Origin of the sequence: Microbacterium sp. UBA7513 (genome assembly GCF_002478345.1) — a bacterium.
Taxonomy (GTDB): domain Bacteria; phylum Actinomycetota; class Actinomycetes; order Actinomycetales; family Microbacteriaceae; genus Microbacterium.
Window position 1 is genome coordinate 1 of the sequence record NZ_DLNJ01000021.1, and the last position, 19,590, is coordinate 19,590.

The following is a 19,590-nucleotide window of genomic DNA, read 5'->3' on the forward strand; positions in this document are numbered from 1 at the left end:
CATCGGGGTGGGTGGGCGGAGGCATCTCGGCCGTGGTCGTCGGGCCCTCGTGGTAGCTGAACTCGCCGTGCCCGTCCGGCGTCGGACCCGATGCCCAGGTGCCTTCGGCGGCAGCAGGACCGTCGCTGAAGTTGAGGTACTGGTACGACACGTCGCGGTGCTCCTTCGAAAGCGGGAAGTTGCTCGGCACGGGCAGCTTCTCGGCACCCTCGGCCTTCAGTTCCTCGGCAGCGGCGAGCCACTGGTTCTGGTGCATGGTGTCGCGCGCCAGCAGGAAGCTCAGCAGATCCCGCACGCCGTGATCGTCGGTCATGTGGTACAGCCGGGCGACCTGCACCCGGCCCTGCATCTCGGCGCTCGCGTTGGCCATGAAGTCGGCGAGGAGGTTGCCGCTCGCGGTGATGTACGAGCCCTGCCACGGGTTGCCATTGCTGTCGACCGGGCGGGCGCCGGCACCGGCGACGATGCCCTGCTGCACATCCGTGCCGCCGACGATCGCGGCGACCGTCGGGTCGTCCTGCACGGCGTCCTCCGTGATGCCGAGCGGGGACTTCTCGAGGAGCTGCGCGATCATGACTGCGAGCATCTCGACGTGGCCCATCTCCTCGGCTCCGATGCCGAAGACGAGGTCGCGGTACTTGCCGGGGATGTGCATGTTCCATGCTTGGAACTGATACTGCAGCGCGACGGTGATCTCGCCGTACTGCCCGCCGAAGACCTCCTGCAGCTTGCGCGCGTACACGGCGTCCGGTGCCTAGCCGCCGCGCCGGTGTTAGCCGGTCGGCGGCGGCGCCGTCAACCCCCGCCCTCCTCGGCGGCGTAGCGGGCATGCTGTGGGCATGGGGATCGGACGGCAGCCGCGGAGGACGCGATCGGAGCGTTCCTCGGTCCAGGGGAGGATGGGCAATGCCGGGGGAGGGCCGGCCGAGCTGCTGTCCCGCGAACTCGGTTCGCCGGTCGTGTTCCTGGGCGCGGGGCTGCCCGAGGATCACTGGCATGCGAGCGACGAGAGCATCGATCTGCGCATGCTCATTCGCGGCGCCGCGACTCTCGCGCATCTGTGGCGCGAGCTCGCCGCCGCCTGATGACTCCGCCGGGGGATGCGAGGAGGAGGCTCGTCCCCCGGCGGGCTACGCTGGACGCAGGCGCCACCGCCCGGTGCCCGGTCGCAGGAGCCCGGTGCGGACGACGCCTGCGAACCTGACACCGACGGCTTGAGGAGAACGACGCCGATGACCGACACCCAGATCTTCGAGCCCGAGGGCCGCGCCATCCCCTTCGTCGACGAGGGTGACGGGCCGGTCAAGCTCGTGCTCATCCAGGAGCGCGGCCTGGCCGCCGACGTGCTCGGAGTGGTCGGTCACTACCTGGCCGAGGAGGCCGGATTCCACGTCGTGCGGATCGGCCATCGCGCGGATGACGCCGACACCTCGATCGAGGACCGCGTCGCGGACGCGCTCGCCGTCATCGACCACATCGGCCTCGGCGACACGTGGATCGGCGGACACGGCTTCGGCGGCACGATCGCCCGGTCGTTCGCGCTGGCTCATCCGGAGCGCGTGAACGGTCTCGCACTGCTCGGCGTGGAAGACGTGGAGACGCCCCTCGCCCCGGTGATCCCGGTGCTGCTGATCCAGGGGACGGCCGACGAGGTCACCCCGCCCGCGAACGCCGAGAGCCTGCGCGTCACGGCTCCGGAGCGCGCCAGCATCAAGGTCGTCGAGGGCGGGGATCACCTCTTCCCGATGACGCACCCCATCGAGACGGCCGTCGTGCTCGAGGAGTACCTGGACTGGGACTGAGGGTGACGTCGCGGGTCAGAGGTCGCTGAAGTCGTTCGAGGGGACCATGATCTGCGTGACGGTGTCGCCGTCGAGTACGAACATCGTGTAGACGATCCCGGTGGAGCCGGGGCGGGTCAGGGACTCCGTGTCGGGGACCTCGCGCCCGCCGAGCCCGAGCTCGTTCGCGGTCGCCGGGTCCTCCGCATCCGTCAGCGCCCAGGCGTCGGCGGCGCGGAGCTCGGTGCGCGTGCTGCCGACGCGGAATCCGTCCTCCGTGACGACCGGGAGACCCGCGACCTCGGCGGCCGTGACTGAGACGCTGGCCGGGGCCTCGCCCGTGCTGTCCGCCAGGACGCGCAGACCTCCCCAGTCGTACGCCTCCAGTGTGGAGGGTTCGCCGGGGAAGATCTCCACGCCCTCCGCCTCGGGAAGCTCGCCGGTGACCTCCTGGAGGAGCTCGAGAAGGGCGGCGGAATCCGTGTAGTCGGCGCTCCGCTCCTCGGCGCCGGTGACCGTCAGGCCGTCCAGCGACACGACGATCTGCGCGGAGGTGGTCTCCGTCGGCGTCGGCGACGGGCTGGAGACCTCCGAAGGACGAGGGGACGCGGACGGCTCGGCCGAGTTCGCGGGAGCACAGGCCGTCACGGCGAGCGCGGTGGCTGCGAGGGCGAGAAGGAGAGAAGAGAGTCGTCGCATGATCCCGATGCTAGAGCGTTCGGGGGCCGGCGCCGACGCCGGCACTGTACCCGTTATCGGTCCGTGTCCGGAGACGGACGAACGCCGCGGCCGGGGAGGCCGCGGCGTTCGAAGTCTGAGGTCTCAGGCGACCTGAGGGAGCACGGCGAAGGACACGGAGCCCTCGTCGTCGACGCCCGCGTCGAGGATCTTGTCGTCGAGCGCGGAGGCGGCGGCCTCGTCGAGGAACAGGCGCGTGCCCGACAGCTCGACGACCTGATCGGCGGGCTCCGGGTCGGCGGTGACGGCGACGGCGAGCCGGGCCGCGCCCGACTCGTCCTGCGCCTCGGCGGTGTGGATGCGCAGCCCGGCGGCCGGCGCGTCGTTCTGCCGACTCACGAGGGTCGACACGATGGCGGTGGCGTTGTCGGTGAGGGTGAGCACGAGCTCTCCTTTCCGGTTGGGGCATGACGCGGTCGCGGCATGTCCGGACCACGATTCCCTATCGTCTGGATCCCTTCGACCCCCTTGCGCGGAGCGGGGCGCTGCCCTTAACCTCGCAGCCGCTTGCGGAGGAAGACCTGGTCGGTGCCGTCGCCCTGTGGGATCCGTTCGCGCTCTTCGTAGCCGCAGGACTCGTACAGCCGGATGTTCGCCTCGCTGAGGCTTCCGGTGAACAGCTCGGCCTCGCGGGCGTCGGAGGCCTGCTCCGCCGCGTCGAGGAGCTTCCGGCCGATGCCCTCGCCCTGCATGTCGGGGGCGATCGCGATCCGTCCGATCAGGAGCAGGTCGTCGTCCTCGACGAACCGGATGGCCCCGACCAGACGACCGCCGATCCGGGCGCCGAGACCGCGCTCCGTGGTGAGCTCGGCCTCCATCTCGGCGAGCGTCTGGGTCAGCGGCGGCATGTCGACGCTCCCGTAGATCGCCGCCTCCGACACGAAGGCCGCCCGTTGGATCGTGAGCACCTCGCCGGCATCCGCCGCCGTCAGAGGGGCGATGACCACCTCGGGCCGATCCTCTTGTGCTGCTGTTCCCACTGTTCCGCCTTTCTCGATGGCCCTGTCGCCTCCCTCACGTTCAGGGGTGCGACCGGCGGGTGTCAACCCCCTCGGAACGGGCCGTGCTGCGGGCTACCGTGCCGGGAGGAGGTCACACCATGGCAGACACGAAGTCCAAGAAGACCAGCAGCTCCAACAGCAAGGACGGGGCGGCGAAGGCCGGCGTCAAGACCACGCGCCAGCAGAATGCGGAGAAGGGGTTCACGGCATCCCCGACCCTCGCGGCGAACCTGCAGGCCGTGCTCGTCGATCTGATCGAGCTCTCGCTGCAGGGCAAGCAGGCGCATTGGAATGTCGTCGGACGGAACTTCCGCGACACCCACCGTCAGCTCGACGAGATCATCGAGGACGCCCGGACGTTCAGCGACACCATCGCGGAGCGCATGCGGGCCCTGCATGCCGTCCCCGACGGACGCAGCGCCACGATCGCGAAGACGACCACGCTGCCGGAGTTCCCGACCGGTGAGGTGTCCACGACGGAGACCATCGACCTCGTCACCGCGCGCCTGGAGGCCGCGGTGGGGACGATCCGCGACGTGCACGATGCCGTCGATGAGGAGGATGCGACGTCCGCTGATCTGCTGCACGCGGTGATCGAGCGACTGGAGCAGTTCGCCTGGATGGTGAGCGCGGAGAACCGCAGCCCCGCCGGCCGCTGACGCCCCGCCGTCCGACCGCCGCCCTCGTCGCGCTCACGCCGACGGGGGCGGCGGTCCTTCGTGTGCCCGCACCCGCGACCGGGCGCGCCGCAGCAGGCCGGGCAACGCCATCCAGAGTCCGAGCACGAGCACGAGGGACGCGACGAGCGCGATGATCCCGGCGGTCCTGCTGACCGTGAAGTCGACGATGAGCGTCGTGACGCCGATCGTGAGGGCCCCGATCACGAAGAGGTCGATCTTCACCAGGCGCGCCGCCGTCCGGACGAGCTCCGGCTTCAGCCGGCTGCCGAACAGGGCGCGGTGGATGCCGACGGGGGCGAGGGCGAGGATGGTGGCGAGAGCGGCGAGCGCCACGAGCACGACGTACAGGTCGCGCTGGAACTCGTCCATGTCGGTGAAGCGCGGCTGGAACGCCACCGCGAGGAGGAAGCCGGTGAGGATCTGCGTGCCGGTCTGCATCACCCGGAGCTCCTGCAGCAGCTCTTCCCAGTTGCGGTCCGCGCGCTCGTTCGGGGTCTCGTCGCGGCCGTCGTCGCGGTCGTCGCGCTCGTCCGCGGCGCCACGGGGTTCTGCTGTCATGGCGATAGTCTCGTGGGCACGATCCGCCGCTGTCCAGGACCTTGCGCGGCCCGGCGGACAGGCCTCAGGAAAGGACCCGAGATGACCCTGCCCCCGATCGACGAATGGTGGCCCGAGCTGTCCGACGAGGCGCGCCGAGCGGTCATCGGCAGTGGCTCGCGGCACCTCGACGAGGACGTCCGCGAGGAGATCCGGGAGATCACCGGAGCGGTGGTCGGGATGATCGAGTCGCTGTCCGACGACGACCTCGCGTACGCCCGGGAGCACGCCCCCGAAGCGGACTGAGGGGTCAGTCCTCCGGCTGCGCGGCGGTCTCCTCGCGCAGCCGCGGCTCCGTGCGCCGCTCGGGGCGCACACCGTGCTTGTCGGCGTAGAACGCGCGGATCCGGTCCATGTCGGCAGCCACGTCGCCCGTGAGGTCGAGGGTCGGCCCGAGGCCGGTCGTCATCGTGTGGCGGTCGACGAAGCCGAGGGTGACCGGCATGCCGGTGGCACGCGCGATGCGGTAGAAGCCGCTCTTCCAGTACTCGTTGCCGCCGCGGGTGCCGTCGGGGGTGACGACGAGGCCGAACACCGTCCCGGCGTGCACCTGGTCCACGACCTCGCCGACGACGCGCGCCGGATCCGCGCGGTCGACGGCGATGCCGCCGAGGCCGCGCATGATCGGTCCTCGCCAGCCGCGGAACAGGCTCTTCTTGCCCAGCCAGTGGACCTCGATGCCCAGGCGCCAAGCGATCGCGAGCATGAGCACGAAGTCCCAGTTCGAGGTGTGCGGAGCGCCGATCAGGACGGTCGGACGCGTGGGGGCGGCGTCGGCGACGAGGGTCCACCGGCTGACGGCCCAGTACACGCGGGCGAGGAATCGTCGGAGCATCCGTCCAGATTAAGGGGAGCGGCCTTTCGATCGCCTGTCGGCGCGGTCGCCGTGGCGTGGGTGAGCGCCGCGGTGAGGGCGGAGTCCAACCCGGGGACGTCCTCGACGGGGACGGCGAGCGCGAGCAGTGCCCTGCTGAAGTAGTTGCGTGCCGCCGCCGCCAGGGTGACGTCCACGATCTGCCGATCGCTGAACCCCGCCTCGCGCAGCTCCTGCGAATCCGCGTCGGTCATCGCCGACGGATCGGTCGACAGGCGCGCGGCGAAGCGGATCACGGCCTGCTCCTGCTCCGTGAAGCCGCGGTCGTCTCCGGAGGCGAAGGCGGCGAGCCCTTCCTCGTCGACGACGCCGGCGCGGAGGGAGCGGCGGCCGTGGGCGAGCAGACAGTGCGCGGATCCGATCGCCCGGGCCTCCCCGAGGGTCGCGGCCTCGTACACGCGGACGCCGATGGACGGGACGACCGCACGGACGAGCGCCTCGAAGGCGGCGTGGGCTTCGGGGTTCACGGCCATGGCCCTGGTGTGTGCGAACACGATGCCGTCGTCGGCGAGGTCGCTCTCGTACATCGCGGCGACGTGGCCGGTCGCGGTGGCCCGCTCGGGAGGGTGGATGATCATGGCGCCTCCTCGGCTCCGGGGGCGCGGGACGAGGGTGCGCACCCCCTCGCCGGGAACGATACGCCGCTCCGAGGTCGCAGAGAAGAGCGTGCGGCGCCCGGTGCTCCTGGCAGGCGTACGATCGAGGGATGACCGAATCGAAGCAGGAGAACACCGGGCAGGACGCGCCGCTCGGGCTGCAGCCGCTGCCGGGTGCGATCGAGCTGCTCGACGGCGATGCCGCCGGCTACTGCAGCAACGGCGTCTGCCACATCCCCGCCCCCAAGGAGCGGTGAGCAGCAGACGCCGTCGGTGTCTCTGCGCGGTCAGTGACCGCCGTGCGCCGCGTCGCCGATGTCGTCGGCGGGCTTGCGCACCAGCGGGCTGAGGGCGACCGCCGCGAGCGAGATGATCGCCGCGATGAGGAACGCCGTCCGCGCACCCGGGGCACCCGCTACCGCCCGCGACAGGCCCTCGTCCTCGCCGGCGTGCAGGATGGCCGAGTACGTGACCGTGAGCAGCGCGACGCCGGCCGCGCCGCCGACCTGCTGCAGCGTGTTCAGCACCGCGGAGCCGTGCGAGTACAGCGAGCGGTGCAGCGACCCCAGCGACGAGGAGAACAGCGGCGTGAACGACATCGCGAGGCCGACCGACATGGCCGCCTGCACGATGATCAGCAGCCACCACACGGTGTGCTCGCCGACCGTCGAGTAGAAGAAGAGCGAGGCCGAGACGAGGATCGTGCCGGGGATGAGCAGCGGTCGGGTGCCCTTCGCGTCGTACACGCGGCCCATGATCGGGCCGAGGAGGCCCATCAGCACCGAACCGGGGAGCAGGATGAGGCCCGACTCCAGGGCGCTGAGTCCGGCGACGTTCTGCAGGTACTGCGGCAGCAGCGTGAGGGTGCCGAACATCGACAGCGCCAGGATCGTCATGATGATGACGGCCAGCGAGAAGTTCGCCGAGCGGAACACACGCAGGTCGAGCAGCGCGTCGTCCACCCGCTGCAGCACGAGCTGCCGCCAGACGAACAGCGCGAGCGAGACGGCGCCGACGACCAGGGCGATGACGCCGGTCGTTCCACCCGAACCTCCCTCGCCGCCGAACTGGCTGAGGCCGAAGACGATGCCGCCGAAGCCGAGCGCCGCGAGCGGGATGGAGAGCACGTCCAGCGGAGCCTTGCGGGTCTCGCCGAGGTTGGTCATCCACTTCGCCCCCATGCCGAGCGAGATCAGGGCGATGGGCAGCACGATCGCGAACAGCGCGCGCCAGTTGAACGCGTCGAGCACGGCGCCGGCGAGCGTCGGACCGATGGCCGGCGCGAGCGAGATGACGAGGCCGACGCGGCCCATCATGCGGCCGCGCGACTGCGCGGGCACGACGTTCATGATCGTCGTCATCAGCAGCGGCATCATGATGCCGGTGCCCGCCGCCTGGATCACGCGGCCCACGAGCAGCACGGAGAAGCCGGGCGCGACGAGAGCCACGAGCGTGCCGAGCGAGAACGCCGTCATCGCGGCGATGAAGACCTGCCGCGTCGTGAAGCGCTGCAGGATGAAGCCGGTGGTCGGGATGACCACCGCCATGGTGAGCATGAACGCGCTCGTCAGCCACTGCCCGAGCTCGGGCGGGATGCCGAGGTCGGTGTTCAGGTGCGGGATCGCGATGCCCATCGTCGTCTCGTTGAGGATGGCGACGAAGGCGGCGACGAGCAGCAGCCAGATGACCCGCATGTCCTTGCGGGGGATGCCCCCGCTCGATGCGGGGGGCGTCGTGATGGAGCCGGTATCGACGGCAGACATGGGCGGCCTCCAGGGCATCGGAGAGAAGAGGAAGGTGCGAGAGTTCGCGAGAGTCATTCAGCGTAACGGGTCGGACGGACATTTCATTCCGAAATCTGGGATATCGCTGAACGTCGGGACGGCGGAGCCGGTGTCGTGGGGGGTGAGTACGCTGGCGCCATGAGCATGGGCGGGATGGGCGGCGGTCCGCGGGTCGGTTTTCGCGGCGTGGACGAGGACGCCCAGCGTCGGCTCAACGCGGAGGCTCCGAAGATCGACGGACTCGGCACCCGGGTCGTCGCCCTGTTCAGCGCCTACCGGTGGCGCATCCTCTTCACCGGTGTCCTCGTGGTCCTCGGCGCGGGCATCGCGGTCATCCCGCCGCTCCTCGTGCAGCGCATCTTCGACGACGCCCTGTTCCCCGTCGACGGCGGCGGCCCCCACCTCTCGCTGCTCGGCGGGCTCGTCGGGGCGATGGTCGGCCTCTTCCTCTTCTCGGCGGTCCTCGGCGTCGCGCAGACCTGGCTCACGGCCACGGTCGGCAACAGTGTCACGGGCGACCTCCGGGTGCGGCTGTTCGAGCACCTGCAGGCCATGGAACTCGGCTTCTTCACCCGCACGAAGACCGGCGTGATCCAGTCCCGGCTGCAGAACGACGTCGGCGGTGTCTCCGGCGTACTGACGAACACCGTCACCAGCATCCTCGGCAACGCCGTCACGGTGATCGCCTCCCTCGTCGCGATGATCCTCATCGACTGGCGCCTCACCCTCATCGCCGTCGTGCTCATGCCGTTCCTCGTGCTCGTGCAGCGACGCGTGGGACAGGTGCGCGCCCGCATCGCGGGGGAGACCCAGGAGTCGTTGTCCGAGCTGACCTCGATCACCCAGGAGACCCTGAGCGTCTCGGGCATGCTGCTGTCCAAGGCGTTCAACCGGCAGCGCACCGAGTCCGAGCGCTATCAACGGGAGAACCGCAACCAGGTGCGCCTCCAGGTGCGCCGAGCCATGAGCGGTCAGGGCTTCTTCGCGGTCGTCCAGGTCATCATGGCGAGCGTCCCCGCCGTCATCTACCTCGTCTCCGGATACCTCATCGCGGGCGGGACGGGAGCGATCACCGCGGGGACGATCGTGGCCTTCACGACGGTGCAGGCGCGGCTGCTCATGCCGCTCATGGGGCTCATGAGGGTCTCGCTCGATCTGCAGACCTCGTCCGCGCTGTTCGCCCGCATCTTCGAGTACCTCGACCTCGTCCCCGAGATCACCGACGCCCCCGATGCGATCGCCGTGGCGCGGGCACCGGGTCCGCGCGGACGGATCGAGTTCCAGGACGTCGTGTTCCGGTATCCGGACGCCGCGGCCGACTCGCGTCCCACGCTGCACGGGGTTTCCTTCGTGGCCGAGCCCGGGCAACACGTCGCCTTCGTCGGCCCCTCCGGTGCGGGCAAGACGACGATCCTGTACCTCGCACCGCGCCTGTACGAGGCCAAGGGCGGCGCGGTGCTGTTCGCGGGGGCCGACGTGCGCACCCTCACGCAGGAGTCGATCATCGACGACGTGGGCATCGTCTCCCAGGAGACCTACCTGTTCCACGCGACGATCCGGGAGAACCTCCGCTACGCGAAGCCCGACGCGACGGACGAGGAGCTGGTCGCCGCCTGCACCGCGGCCAACATCCACCACATCATCGCGGGCTTCGAGAAGGGCTACGACACGATCGTGGGGGAGCGCGGGTACCGGCTCTCCGGTGGCGAGAAGCAGCGCATCGCGATCGCCCGTGTGCTGCTGAAGGACCCGCCGGTGCTCCTGCTCGACGAGGCGACCTCCGCCCTGGACACCGTGTCCGAGCGCGTGGTGCAGGAGGCCCTCGACGAGGCGGCCAAGGGGCGCACGACCCTGTCGATCGCGCACCGCCTGTCGACGGTCATGGGGGCGGACGTGATCCACGTGCTGGAGGCCGGGCGCATCGTGGAATCCGGCACCCACGCCGAGCTGCTCGCGCAGAGGGGCCTCTACGCCGAGCTGGCGGCGCAGCAGGTGGCCGCGTCCCGCGTGCTCGACGCGGAGATCGAAGCGGAGGCCGAGGAGGAGGCGGCGATCCGGGGCGGTGTCGAGGAGGGCGTCGAGGCCGGCCTCGCCGCGCGCCGTGCGGATCGCGAGCCGGAGGACTCCGCCGCAGCCGACGCCGCCGTGGCGCTGACGACGGGCGTCCCGCTGCCGACGGCATCGAGCACCGACGCCCGGCCGCGACCGACCGACGGGTGACGACCGCGAGGGTCAGTGCACGGAGAGCCCGCCGTCGATGAACAGCGACTGGCCCGTGACGTAGGCCGAACCCGGACCGGCGAGGAAGATCGCGGCTGCGGCGAAGTCCTCGGGGAGGCCGTTGCGTCCGATCATCGTCCGGGCCGCGAGGGCCGCGATCGTGGCGGGGTCCTCCTGCAGACGGGCGTTCAGGGGCGTGAGGACGAATCCCGGGACGAGGGTGTTGCTCGTCACGCCGGTGCCGCCCCAGGCCTCGGCCTCCGAGCGCATGAGCGACTCGACCGCTCCCTTGGAGGCGCCGTAGACCCCGCTGCCCACGAACGCGCGGTGCGCCTGCTGCGAGCTGATGTGGATCAGTCGCCCGTAGCCGCGCGCCGCCATGCCCTGCGCCCAGCGCTGACCGAGGAGGAACGGGGCGAGCGCATTGACTGTCATCGTGACGTCCCAGTCCGCCTCGGTGATCTCGGCGTAGGGCGGACGGATGTTGATGCCTGCGGAGTTGACGAGGATGTCCGGCTCACCGAAGGGGACGGCCGCAGCCTCCGCGACCTCGTGGATGCCGTCGCGGGTGCTCAGATCGCCGACGACGCCCGCGGCCCCGTACCCCTGAGCGTTCAGCTCCTCGACGGTCTCGGCGATGCGCTCCGCGCCGCGGGCGACGATCACCGTCGCCGCGCCGGCCCGGGCGAGCGCCGTCGCGATGCCACGGCCGATGCCCGAGCTGCCGCCGGTCACGACCGCGGTGCGGCCGTCGAGCGCGAACAGCGAGGAGAGGTAGTCGGTCATGCGGGGGTCCTTCCGGCGGGGCTCACCACGCGAGGGCGTCGGCGAGGGTGGGGTCGGGGCGGGCGTCGGCGAACTCGGGAAGGGCGCGCAGCTCGGCCAGGAACGCGGAGACCTCCGCCGCGTAGGCGGGGTCGGGGTGCGTGTCCGCGATCTCCCGGAGCGGAGCGACGTCCATCGCGAGGATGAGGTCGAGCCGGGCGGTCACGGCGGCGTGCGCGCCCGCCTCCTGCAGGACGCGGATCCCGCCGCGGAGCGCGGCGAGGTAGTCGCGGAGCACGGGGAGCCGCGCCTTGCTCTGGGTGATCGAGGTGCCGTCCGCTCGGACGCGCCAGCGCACCACGACGTCCGGCAGCACGTCGAAGGCGCGTGCCCGGGTGTACATCGTCTGCGCGACGACCTGGTCCTCGTAGGCCACCCCTTCCGGGAACCGCAGATCGGACCACATCTCCGTGCGGCTCACCTTGGACCAGGCGACGATGTTCGACACGGCCTGCGGGTGCTCCGCGAGGGTGGTGCCGAGGCGGGCAGGAGTCGTCGCCGCGGCCACCCACGGCTGCACGCGGCCGGGCACATATCCTTGCCCCACGGGGCGCAGCCGCACGTAGGCGCCGGCGGCGAAGTCGCTCTCCGTGCGCTCGAGCGTGCCCACGAGCGTCGCCAGCGCGTCCGGCATCAGCTCGTCATCCGCGTCGAGGAATCCCGTGAAGGGCGTGTCGACCCGTGCGAGGCCGACATTGCGCGCGGCGCCGAGCCCGATGGAAGCCTCATGCCGCACCACGGTGAAGCGGGCATCCCTCGCGGCGGCGTCGGCGAAGATCGCTCCCGTGTCGTCGGTGGAGCCGTCGTCGATGAGGATGGCACGCCACCGCTCGTCCGTCTGCGCGCGGAGGGAGTCGAGAGCGGCGGGGGCGAACGCGGCGATGTCGCGTCCTGGCACGATCAGCGTCACGATCGGGGTGGGGGCGGTCACTCCGCCGAGTCTAGAGCCGTCGTCAGCCGCGGACGGCGTCGACCGCCTCCGCGACCAGTGCGGCGAGGCGCTCGGGAGCGTCCGCCGGGAGGGCCGCGCGCCCGAACGTGAACCGCACGGCCGTCTGGGCGACCGCGGGGGCGATGCCGCACGCGAGCAGCACGGGGGAGGGCTCATCGCTGTCGGAAGCGCAGGCGGAGCCGCTGGACGAGATCACCCCGCGGCGCTCCAGCTCCAGCAGCACCGCCTCGCCGCTCACGCCGGAGATGGTGAAGCTCGCGGTGCCGGGGAGCCGGTGCACGGGATCCCCTGTCAGCGCGGCGTCGGGCACCCGTCGGGTCACCTCAGCGATGAAGCGCGCCGTGGCGGCCCGCACCCGCGGCGCTGCGTGCTCACGCTCCCGTTCGGCGAGCTCCAGTGCCGTCGCCAAGCCCACCGCTCCCGCGACGTCGACGGTGCCGGACCGCCGTCCGCGCTCCTGACCGCCGCCGTGCAGGAGGGGTTCCAGAGGGAGCCGACCGCGGACGACGAGCGCCCCGGTGCCCTTGGGAGCACCGAGCTTGTGCCCGGCGATCGACACGGCGTCGGCATCCAGCTCGTGCAGGGGCAGCCAGCCGGCCGACTGCACGGCGTCGATATGGAGGGGCACGCGGCGGCCGCGGACGACCTCACGGAGTGCCCCGATGTCCTGGACGGTGCCGATCTCGTTGTTCGCGTGTCCGACGGACACGACGGCCGTGTCGTCGGTGAGCACCGTGTCGAGGGCGTCCGGCGTGATCCGCCCGGTTCCCTCGACCGCGGGCATCGCCACCGTCATCCCGTGGAAGCGCGCGAGGTACGCCGCCGACTCCCGGATCGACTCGTGCTCGATGGGGGACACCACGACCCGCTGCCGCCCGGAGGCGAGCGCTCCCAGGGCGAGGCCCTTCACGGCGAGGTTGTTCGCCTCCGTGCCGCCGCCTGTGAAGACGACGTCACCCGCCCGCACCCCGAAGACGCGGGCGACCCTGGTGCGGGCATCCTCCAGCGCGCGCGCCGCCGTCTCGCCCGCGGTGTGATGGCTGGCGGGGTTGCCGAACACCTCGGTGAGGAAGGGCTCCATGGCCGCCCGCACCTCGGGGCGTACCGGCGACGTCGCGGCGTGGTCGAGGTACAGCACGGACTCAGTCGATCCGCAGGTCGAGTCCGAGGTCCAGCGCCCGCGCGGAGTGCGTGAGGGCTCCGACCGAGATGACGTCCACCCCGGTCTCGGCGATGGCGCGGACGGTGGTCAGGTCGACGCCGCCCGAGGCCTCCACGGTGGCGCGCTCGCCGATGAGGGCCACACCGGCGCGCAGGTCGTCGAGGCAGAAGTTGTCCAGGAGCACGGTGTGCGCACCGCCGTCGAGCACCGCCGGGATCTGGTCGAGACGGTCGACCTCGACGACGACGTGGGCGGTGTGCGGCAGCCGCGAGAGCGCCTCGCGAAGAGCCGTCGCGAGGTCAAGGCCGGATCGCTGGAGCACCGCGAGGTGGTTGTCCTTCGCCATGACCGCGTCGGAGAGGGAGTATCGGTGGTTCCGGCCGCCGCCGGACACCACGGCGTGCCGCTCGAACGCCCGCAGTCCTGGAGTGGTCTTGCGGGTGTCGGCGATGCGCGCTCGCGTTCCCTCGACTTCGCGGACGTAGGCGGCGGTGAGGGTGGCGATGCCCGACATCCGCTGCACGAAGTTCAGGGCGACGCGCTCGGCGGTGAGGACCGCGCGAGCCGGTCCGGTCACGGTGGCCAGCACGTCGGAGGCGGTGAAGGCATCGCCGTCGCCCACGTGCAGGTCGACCGTCACGTCGGGATCGGTGAGGAGGAACGCGGTGGCGAAGACCTCGCCGCCGCTGAAGACCCCGTCCTCGCGGGCGACCAGGTCGGCCGTGGCGGTCGTCTCCGCGGGGAGCAGGGTGGTGCTGGTGAGGTCGCCCCACGGCGCGTCTTCCTCGAGTGCGGCTCCGACGACGCGGTGCAGGGTGGCGCGGGTGAGCATCAGGCGGTCTCCAGGATCGGTGCGTGTGCCGGGGTCGGCGCGGCGGGGGCGGGGTCATCGCGATGGTGGGCGCCGACCGAGACGGGGCGGGCCAGGGCGGCGCGGATGGTGGCCTCGGCGACCCGCAGCAGGTTCCGGTCCTCGTGCGCGTGGGCGTCGGAGGGGGGAGGTGTCTCGGCGGCCCAGCCGCGCACGATCCGGAGCGCGCGCTGCAGGCCCGATCCGGTCCGGTGCAGGCCGACCTCGTCCCACAGCAGCCGCTGCATCCCGGCGCGGTCGAACGCGGGGAGAGGCTCCGGCGCGACATCCGCGTCCGCCGAGTCCGTCGGTGACGGACACGGGGTGATGTCGCCGGCAGCGGACCACGGTCGGTCCAGCGCGGCGGCGGCCCTGGCTCCGAACACGGCGCCTTCGAGGAGGGAGTTGGAGGCGAGCCTGTTGGCTCCGTGCACCCCCGTGCGGGCGGTCTCGCCGACGGCATAGAGCCCCGGGATCGTGGTCCGTCCGTGGCGATCGGTGACGACGCCGCCCATGAGGTAGTGGGCGGCGGGGGTCACCGGCAGCGGCGCCCTGGACCAGTCGAAACCGCGAGCACGCGTCACCCGGTCGATGGTGGGGAAGCGGCGGGCGAGCGCGTCCGCACCCAGCGCCGTCGCATCGAGGTGCACGGGCGCCCCCTGCCGGGCGGCCTGTCGGGCGATGGTCCGCGCGACGACGTCCCTCGGCGCGAGCTCGCCGTCGGGATGGCTGTCGAACACGAACCGTCGGCCTTCCTGGTCCCGGAGCACGGCACCCTCGCCGCGGACGGCTTCGGAGAGGAGGAAGACGGGGGTGCCGGGAAGCGCGGTCGGGTGGAACTGCACGAACTCCAGGTCGGCGACGGCGGCGCCGGCACGCAGGGCCGCGGCGATGCCGTCGCCCGTTGCCTCCGGCGGATTGGTCGTATGCGCGTAGAGCTGTCCCGCCCCGCCGGTCGCGAGGATCACGGCGTCGCCCCGGATCTCGGCCGTGTCCCCGTCGCGGAGGACCATGATCCCGCGGACCCGTCCCTCCTCGACGACGAGGTCGAGGAGCGTCGTCCCCTCGCGGACGGGGATGGACGCGCGCTGAATCGCTGCGCACAGCGCCGCGGAGATCGCGGCGCCGGTGGCGTCACCTCCGGCGTGCAGGATGCGGGCATGGGCGTGCGCGGCCTCCCGTCCGCGGGCGAGAGAGCCGTCCGGTGCGCGATCGAAGGCGACCCCGCGGGCGAGGAGCTCGGCGATCCGGGCGGCGCCGTCCGCCACGAGGGCGTCGACGGCGGCTGGGTCGCACAGACCCGCTCCCGCGCTGATCGTGTCGGCGGCGTGAGTGGCCGGTCCATCTCCCGGCCCGTAGCTGCCGGCCACGCCGCCCTGCGCGAGAGGCGTGCATCCGCCCCCGAGGCCGCCCTTCGTCACGACCGTCACGGTGTGCCCGGCCTCGTGTGCGTGCAGCGCGGCGGTGAGCCCGGCGATGCCGGAGCCGACGACGACGACGTTCATCGCGCCCCGGCGGGCACCGGCGGCTTGGCGGCCAGCATCCGCTCGAGCGCGAGGCGAGCCGGGTCGGCGACATCGGCGGAGACCGTGATGCGGTTCGGTGTGCGACCGGCGACCAGCTCCTCCAGGACCCACGCGAGGTAGCCCGGGTGGATGCGGTACATGGTCGAGCACGGGCACACGACCGGGTCGAGGCAGAAGATCCGGTGCTGCGGGTACTGCGCGGCCAGGCGGCGCACGAGGTTGATCTCCGTCCCGACCGCGAACGTCGTCGGCTCCGTGGCCTCGGCGATGGCGCGGCGGATGTACTCCGTGGAGCCGGCCTCGTCAGCCGCGTCGACGACCTCCATCGGGCACTCCGGGTGCACGATCACGCGGACCCCCGGGTGCTCCGCGCGGGCCTGGTCGATCTGCGACACGGTGAAGCGGCGGTGCACGGAGCAGAAACCGTGCCAGAGGATCACCTGCGCGTCGACGAGATCCTCCACCGTCGAGCCGCCGAGCGCGCGCCGCGGGTTCCACAGCGGCATCCGGTCGAGAGGCACCCCCATGGCCTTCGCGGTGTTCCGGCCCAGGTGCTGATCGGGGAAGAAGAGCACCCGACGGCCGCGGGCGAAGGCCCACTCCAGCACCGTGGCGGCGTTGGACGAGGTGCACACGATGCCGCCGTGCCGCCCGACGAAGCCCTTGATCGCCGCCGAGGAGTTCATGTAGGTGACGGGGATCACCGGCACGCGGCCGTCGGCGTCCGGGGTCTCGAGATCGCCCAGCACGTCGGCGAGCTGCTCCCAGCATTCCTCCACCTGGTCGATGTCGGCCATGTCCGCCATCGAGCAGCCCGCGGCCAGGTTCGGCAGGATCACCGCCTGATCGGGCTGCGACAGGAGGTCGGCGGTCTCGGCCATGAAGTGCACGCCGCAGAAGACGATCGCCTCCGCGTCCGGCCGCATTGTGGCGGCGGTGGCGAGCTGGAACGAGTCGCCCACCTCGTCCGCATGCGTCACGACCTCCTCGCGCTGATAGAAGTGCCCGAGGATCACCACCCGGTCCCCGAGCGTGGCTTTCGCGGCTTCGATGCGGCGGTGGAGCTCCGCCTCGCCGGCCTCGCGGTAGGCGGCCGGGAGCTCTCCCTGCCGAGGAGCTCCGGTCGGGATGACGTCTCCCATGGAGGAGCCGGGGCCGTAGCCGGGGCGCGTGTCGAAGTCCCACGGTCCGACGGCGAGGTCGGTGGTGCACGTGGCGTCGGTGGACGCCCCGCCGACGATGGCCTGGATCGCATGGTCGACGGACGGGTCCGCCGGGGGGACCGCGGGCGTCGGGACGAAGGTGATGCTCATCGGGTTCTCGTTTCCTCGGGGCGGAGCGGGCCGCGGTCGGCCAGCTCGACATCGGTGTCATCGCGGTACAGGCGGGCGGGGCGGTGGCTGCCGGTGCGGAAGCGATCGGTCCGGGTGAGGTTTCCCGCCGTCTCCACCTGTCGCCGGAAGTTGGCCGGATCGAGCGAGCGTCCGAGGATCGACTCGTACGCCTCGCGTAGTTCGGCGAGGGTGAACTCCGCGGGCAGGAAGCCCTGGGCCACACGGCTGTAGCCGACCTTGTTGCGCAGCCGCCAGAGCGCGTACTCGATGATCTCGTGATGATCGAAGGCGAGCGCGGGGAGGTCGTCGGCAGCGAACCACTCCACGTTCTCCGGCGCGCGACCCGAGGCCTGGTGTGCGGCGATCTGGGCCTCGACGTCGTCCTGGCGGAGCAGGGCCCAGTACACGATCGAGACGACCCGCGTGGGGGAGCGGTCGACGGCGCCGAAGGCGTAGAGCTGCTCCAGGTAGGTGGGGGCGAGGCCGGTCGTCTCGGCGAGCGTGCGGGCCGCGGCGTCGACCGGCGACTCCTCGGGGGTGAGCCACCCGCCGGCGAGCGCCCATCGCTCCGCGAACGGCTCGCGGGTGCGGCGGACGAGGGGGAGCGCGAGCACGGGCGGACCGTCGTCGCCGCGGCGCAGCGTGAGGATCACCGTCGAGACGGCGACGCGGATGTCCGCACTTCGAGTCATAGGCACCTTAACCTCCGGAGTCGATCTTAGTGTCATCCGGACCTTTAGTGGGCGCCTGTGACGAACAGAAGCGTCGAGTCCGAAACGTTATCTCCTCCCCGCCGGAAGGCTTGTCCCCCCGAGGTGGGTTTGTTAGGTTACTGTCCTAACAAACCCCTTCGAGAGTGGCCACCGGCCGCCTCCCGGGGTTCCCGTGAACCCCGCCCGGGGTTCGGCTCCAACCGGAGAATCCCTCCTGCAGTGCAGCACCGAGAGGAAATGAAGAATGATCCGTAACGGAAAGCGCAAGATCGCGCTCACGGCGGTCGCGGGGGCCTCGGTCCTCGTCCTGGGCCTGACGGCCTGCGGCGGCGGCGGTAGCGATGACGGAGGCGGCAACGCGTCCAGCGACCGCGCCCTCCGCGTCTGGGCCGGCAGCACGACGCCGATCACCACGAACTACAACCCGTTCGCTCCGAACGTGCTCCACGGCGCACTCGGACCGATCTACGAGCCCCTGTTCTTCTACAACAAGACCAAGGACGAGGAGCCCATCGGCCTCATCGGCGAGTCCTTCGAGTACAACGAAGACGGCACGCAGATCACGGTGAAGATCAAGCCGGACCTGAAGTGGAGCGACGGCGAGCCGCTCACGGCCGCGGACGTCGCCTTCACCTTCCTGTACGAGGCGAACAACCCCAAGGGCAACCAGCTGATCTCCGCGGAGGCCACCGACGACACCACGGTCGTGCTCACCTACGGCATCGCGCAGTACACCACGGAGTTCCAGCGGATGGGGTCGAGCTACATCCTCCCCGAGCACATCTGGAAGGACGTCGACGACTTCGCGAACTTCACGAACGAGAAGCCGGTCGGCTCCGGGCCCTACGTCGTCGACAAGACCACCAGCGAGTCCTACACCTTCGTGGCGAACGAGAACTTCCGCGACGCCGACGACCTCGCCATCAAGAAGGTCCAGTACATCGCCGTCGACAACAACCAGACGGCCCAGGACCTCGTCGCCGCGGGCGAGCTGGACTGGACCGGGATGTTCATCCCGAACCCGGACGACGTGACCGGCAACGGCAAGATCGAGTGGATCAACACGCCGCAGGACCCGTCGGTCCTCTACACGTGCTCGAACGCCGACCTCGGCTGCACGGGCCCGCAGACCGACGTCGCGGTGCGTCAGGCGCTGAACGTCGCGATCGACCGCGCCACCATCAAGGACAAGGCGTTCGTCGGTCTCACCGCCGACATCTCGCCCGCCTACACGCTGCTCCCTCGTGACGAGAAGTGGCTCACGGACGACGCGTACGAGGTCAGCCCGCAGGAGGCCAATGTCGAGGAGGCCACGTCCATCCTCGAAGCCGCCGGCTACACCAAGGGCTCGTCGGGCATCTACGAGAAGGACGGCGTTCCGGTCGAGCTCAGCCTGATCTCGGTCGACGGCTGGACGGACTACAACGACGCCGCGAAGCTGATCGCCGAGCAGGCCGAGGCCGCGGGCATCAAGGTCACCCCGTCGACGGTGCAGTGGCAGGAGTTCGTCGACACCCGGCAGTCCGGTGAGTTCCAGCTGATCGTCGGTGGTGTGGTCGGCACGACCATCGCCGACCCGTTCCAGATCTACCGCGACTGGTTCGGCGGCACCGAGGTGCAGTCCACCAGCCCGGTCGGCACCGAGATCCCCCCGGGGCGCTGGAACTTCAGCCGCTACAACAACCCCACCGTCGATGCGGCCATCCAGCAGGCCATCAGCACCGAGGACGAGGGCGAGCGCAAGGAGCTCTACGCGACCATCCAGGACGCGATCGTCAATGACGTGCCCTACATCCCGCTCGTGATCAACGCCACGCAGACCTTCTACAACACGAAGGACTACACCGGGTGGCCGACGGAGGAGAACCTCTACGCGTTCCCGCCGTCCTGGGGCGCCATCGCCGCCGGTTACGTGCTGACGCAGATCAAGCCCGCCGGCTGAGTGACGAGAGGAGCA

Annotated in this window: 22 protein-coding genes; 7 read left to right on the top strand and 15 right to left on the bottom strand. The window is 71.1% G+C overall.

The genetic code is table 11. The features are described 5' to 3' along the window. Positions 1–742 (bottom strand): manganese catalase family protein (locus tag B2W79_RS12055; protein WP_292789830.1); only part of this gene is annotated, 742 nt, incomplete at its 3' end. Positions 743–899: 157 nt separating this feature from the next. On the opposite strand from B2W79_RS12055, the gene B2W79_RS12060 reads away from it, so the two are divergent. Next, positions 900–1,085 carry a hypothetical protein gene (locus B2W79_RS12060; RefSeq protein WP_071328174.1) on the top strand — a complete coding sequence of 62 codons (186 nt, stop codon included), beginning with the start codon at positions 900–902 and terminating at the stop codon, positions 1,083–1,085. 147 nt (positions 1,086–1,232) lie between these two features. Continuing rightward, positions 1,233–1,802, top strand: a complete 570-nt coding sequence (locus B2W79_RS12065) for an alpha/beta fold hydrolase (RefSeq protein WP_071328175.1) — start codon at positions 1,233–1,235, stop codon at positions 1,800–1,802. Positions 1,803–1,817: 15 nt separating this feature from the next. Here B2W79_RS12065 and B2W79_RS12070 read toward each other — a convergent pair whose 3' ends face one another. The 3 genes from B2W79_RS12070 to B2W79_RS12080 form a co-directional block, all read right to left on the bottom strand. Continuing rightward, a complete protein-coding gene (locus B2W79_RS12070) occupies positions 1,818–2,480 on the bottom strand; it encodes a hypothetical protein (RefSeq protein WP_292789833.1) in 663 nt (220 codons plus the stop codon). A 123-nt stretch (positions 2,481–2,603) separates the two neighbouring features. Beyond that, positions 2,604–2,903 carry a Fe-S cluster assembly protein HesB gene (locus B2W79_RS12075; RefSeq protein ID WP_071328177.1) on the bottom strand — a complete coding sequence of 100 codons (300 nt, stop codon included), beginning with the start codon at positions 2,901–2,903 and terminating at the stop codon, positions 2,604–2,606. A gap of 107 nt (positions 2,904–3,010) precedes the next feature. Continuing rightward, the gene (locus B2W79_RS12080; RefSeq protein ID WP_071328178.1) at positions 3,011–3,466 is read right to left on the bottom strand and encodes a GNAT family N-acetyltransferase; all 456 of its coding nucleotides are present in this window, start codon (positions 3,464–3,466) and stop codon (positions 3,011–3,013) included. A 152-nt stretch (positions 3,467–3,618) separates the two neighbouring features. Here B2W79_RS12080 and B2W79_RS12085 point away from each other — a divergent pair, with 152 nt between their 5' ends. Beyond that, positions 3,619–4,179, top strand: a complete 561-nt coding sequence (locus B2W79_RS12085; protein ID WP_292789836.1) for a Dps family protein — start codon at positions 3,619–3,621, stop codon at positions 4,177–4,179. A 33-nt stretch (positions 4,180–4,212) separates the two neighbouring features. Here B2W79_RS12085 and B2W79_RS12090 read toward each other — a convergent pair whose 3' ends face one another. Next, a complete protein-coding gene (locus B2W79_RS12090) occupies positions 4,213–4,758 on the bottom strand; it encodes a DUF6328 family protein (RefSeq protein WP_071328180.1) in 546 nt (181 codons plus the stop codon). Between the two features lie 81 nt (positions 4,759–4,839). Between B2W79_RS12090 and B2W79_RS12095 the strand changes: the two genes are divergently transcribed. Then, positions 4,840–5,043, top strand: coding sequence for a hypothetical protein (locus B2W79_RS12095; RefSeq protein WP_292789838.1), 204 nt, complete (start codon positions 4,840–4,842; stop codon positions 5,041–5,043). A 4-nt stretch (positions 5,044–5,047) separates the two neighbouring features. Here the strand turns inward: B2W79_RS12095 and B2W79_RS12100 are convergent, their stop codons facing one another. Beyond that, a complete protein-coding gene (locus B2W79_RS12100) occupies positions 5,048–5,632 on the bottom strand; it encodes a 1-acyl-sn-glycerol-3-phosphate acyltransferase (protein ID WP_292789840.1) in 585 nt (194 codons plus the stop codon). Next, positions 5,542–6,249 (bottom strand): carboxymuconolactone decarboxylase family protein, encoded by a 708-nt coding sequence (locus tag B2W79_RS12105; protein WP_292789842.1) that lies wholly within the window; start codon positions 6,247–6,249, stop codon positions 5,542–5,544. The genes B2W79_RS12100 and B2W79_RS12105 overlap by 91 nt, the downstream gene beginning before the upstream one ends. 128 nt (positions 6,250–6,377) lie before the next feature. Between B2W79_RS12105 and B2W79_RS12110 the strand changes: the two genes are divergently transcribed. Continuing rightward, positions 6,378–6,524: a hypothetical protein gene (locus B2W79_RS12110; protein ID WP_167627859.1), complete on the top strand. Its 147-nt coding sequence runs from the start codon at positions 6,378–6,380 to the stop codon at positions 6,522–6,524. A 30-nt stretch (positions 6,525–6,554) separates the two neighbouring features. On the opposite strand, the gene B2W79_RS12115 is transcribed toward B2W79_RS12110, so the two are convergent. Beyond that, positions 6,555–8,030 carry an MDR family MFS transporter gene (locus tag B2W79_RS12115; protein WP_292789844.1) on the bottom strand — a complete coding sequence of 492 codons (1,476 nt, stop codon included), beginning with the start codon at positions 8,028–8,030 and terminating at the stop codon, positions 6,555–6,557. A 165-nt stretch (positions 8,031–8,195) separates the two neighbouring features. Between B2W79_RS12115 and B2W79_RS12120 the strand changes: the two genes are divergently transcribed. Then, the gene (locus tag B2W79_RS12120) at positions 8,196–10,271 is read left to right on the top strand and encodes an ABC transporter ATP-binding protein (protein WP_292789877.1); all 2,076 of its coding nucleotides are present in this window, start codon (positions 8,196–8,198) and stop codon (positions 10,269–10,271) included. A gap of 12 nt (positions 10,272–10,283) precedes the next feature. Here B2W79_RS12120 and B2W79_RS12125 read toward each other — a convergent pair whose 3' ends face one another. Genes B2W79_RS12125 through B2W79_RS12155 form a run of 7 tightly spaced genes read right to left on the bottom strand, consistent with a single transcriptional unit; the run spans position 10,284 to position 17,612 of the window. After that, positions 10,284–11,057, bottom strand: a complete 774-nt coding sequence (locus tag B2W79_RS12125) for an SDR family NAD(P)-dependent oxidoreductase (RefSeq protein ID WP_292789846.1) — start codon at positions 11,055–11,057, stop codon at positions 10,284–10,286. 22 nt (positions 11,058–11,079) lie between these two features. After that, positions 11,080–12,027 carry a glycosyltransferase family 2 protein gene (locus B2W79_RS12130; protein WP_292789848.1) on the bottom strand — a complete coding sequence of 316 codons (948 nt, stop codon included), beginning with the start codon at positions 12,025–12,027 and terminating at the stop codon, positions 11,080–11,082. A 22-nt stretch (positions 12,028–12,049) separates the two neighbouring features. Then, positions 12,050–13,186, bottom strand: coding sequence for a cysteine desulfurase family protein (locus B2W79_RS12135; protein ID WP_292789850.1), 1,137 nt, complete (start codon positions 13,184–13,186; stop codon positions 12,050–12,052). 4 nt (positions 13,187–13,190) lie between these two features. Then, complete coding sequence (nadC, locus tag B2W79_RS12140; protein ID WP_292789852.1) at positions 13,191–14,042, bottom strand: carboxylating nicotinate-nucleotide diphosphorylase; 852 nt, start codon at positions 14,040–14,042, stop codon at positions 13,191–13,193. After that, positions 14,042–15,565 (bottom strand): L-aspartate oxidase, encoded by a 1,524-nt coding sequence (gene nadB, locus B2W79_RS12145; protein WP_292789854.1) that lies wholly within the window; start codon positions 15,563–15,565, stop codon positions 14,042–14,044. The genes nadC and nadB overlap by 1 nt, the downstream gene beginning before the upstream one ends. After that, on the bottom strand, positions 15,562–16,899 hold the full coding sequence (gene nadA, locus B2W79_RS12150; RefSeq protein ID WP_292789856.1) for a quinolinate synthase NadA: 1,338 nt from the start codon (positions 16,897–16,899) through the stop codon (positions 15,562–15,564). The genes nadB and nadA overlap by 4 nt, the downstream gene beginning before the upstream one ends. Continuing rightward, entirely contained in the window at positions 16,896–17,612 is a 717-nt protein-coding gene (locus B2W79_RS12155) for an NUDIX hydrolase (RefSeq protein ID WP_292789858.1), read from the bottom strand. Before B2W79_RS12155 ends, nadA begins: the two co-directional genes overlap by 4 nt. A 265-nt stretch (positions 17,613–17,877) precedes the next feature. On the opposite strand from B2W79_RS12155, the gene B2W79_RS12160 reads away from it, so the two are divergent. Next, positions 17,878–19,575 (top strand): ABC transporter substrate-binding protein, encoded by a 1,698-nt coding sequence (locus tag B2W79_RS12160; protein ID WP_071328192.1) that lies wholly within the window; start codon positions 17,878–17,880, stop codon positions 19,573–19,575. Positions 19,576–19,590 lie beyond the last annotated feature (15 nt).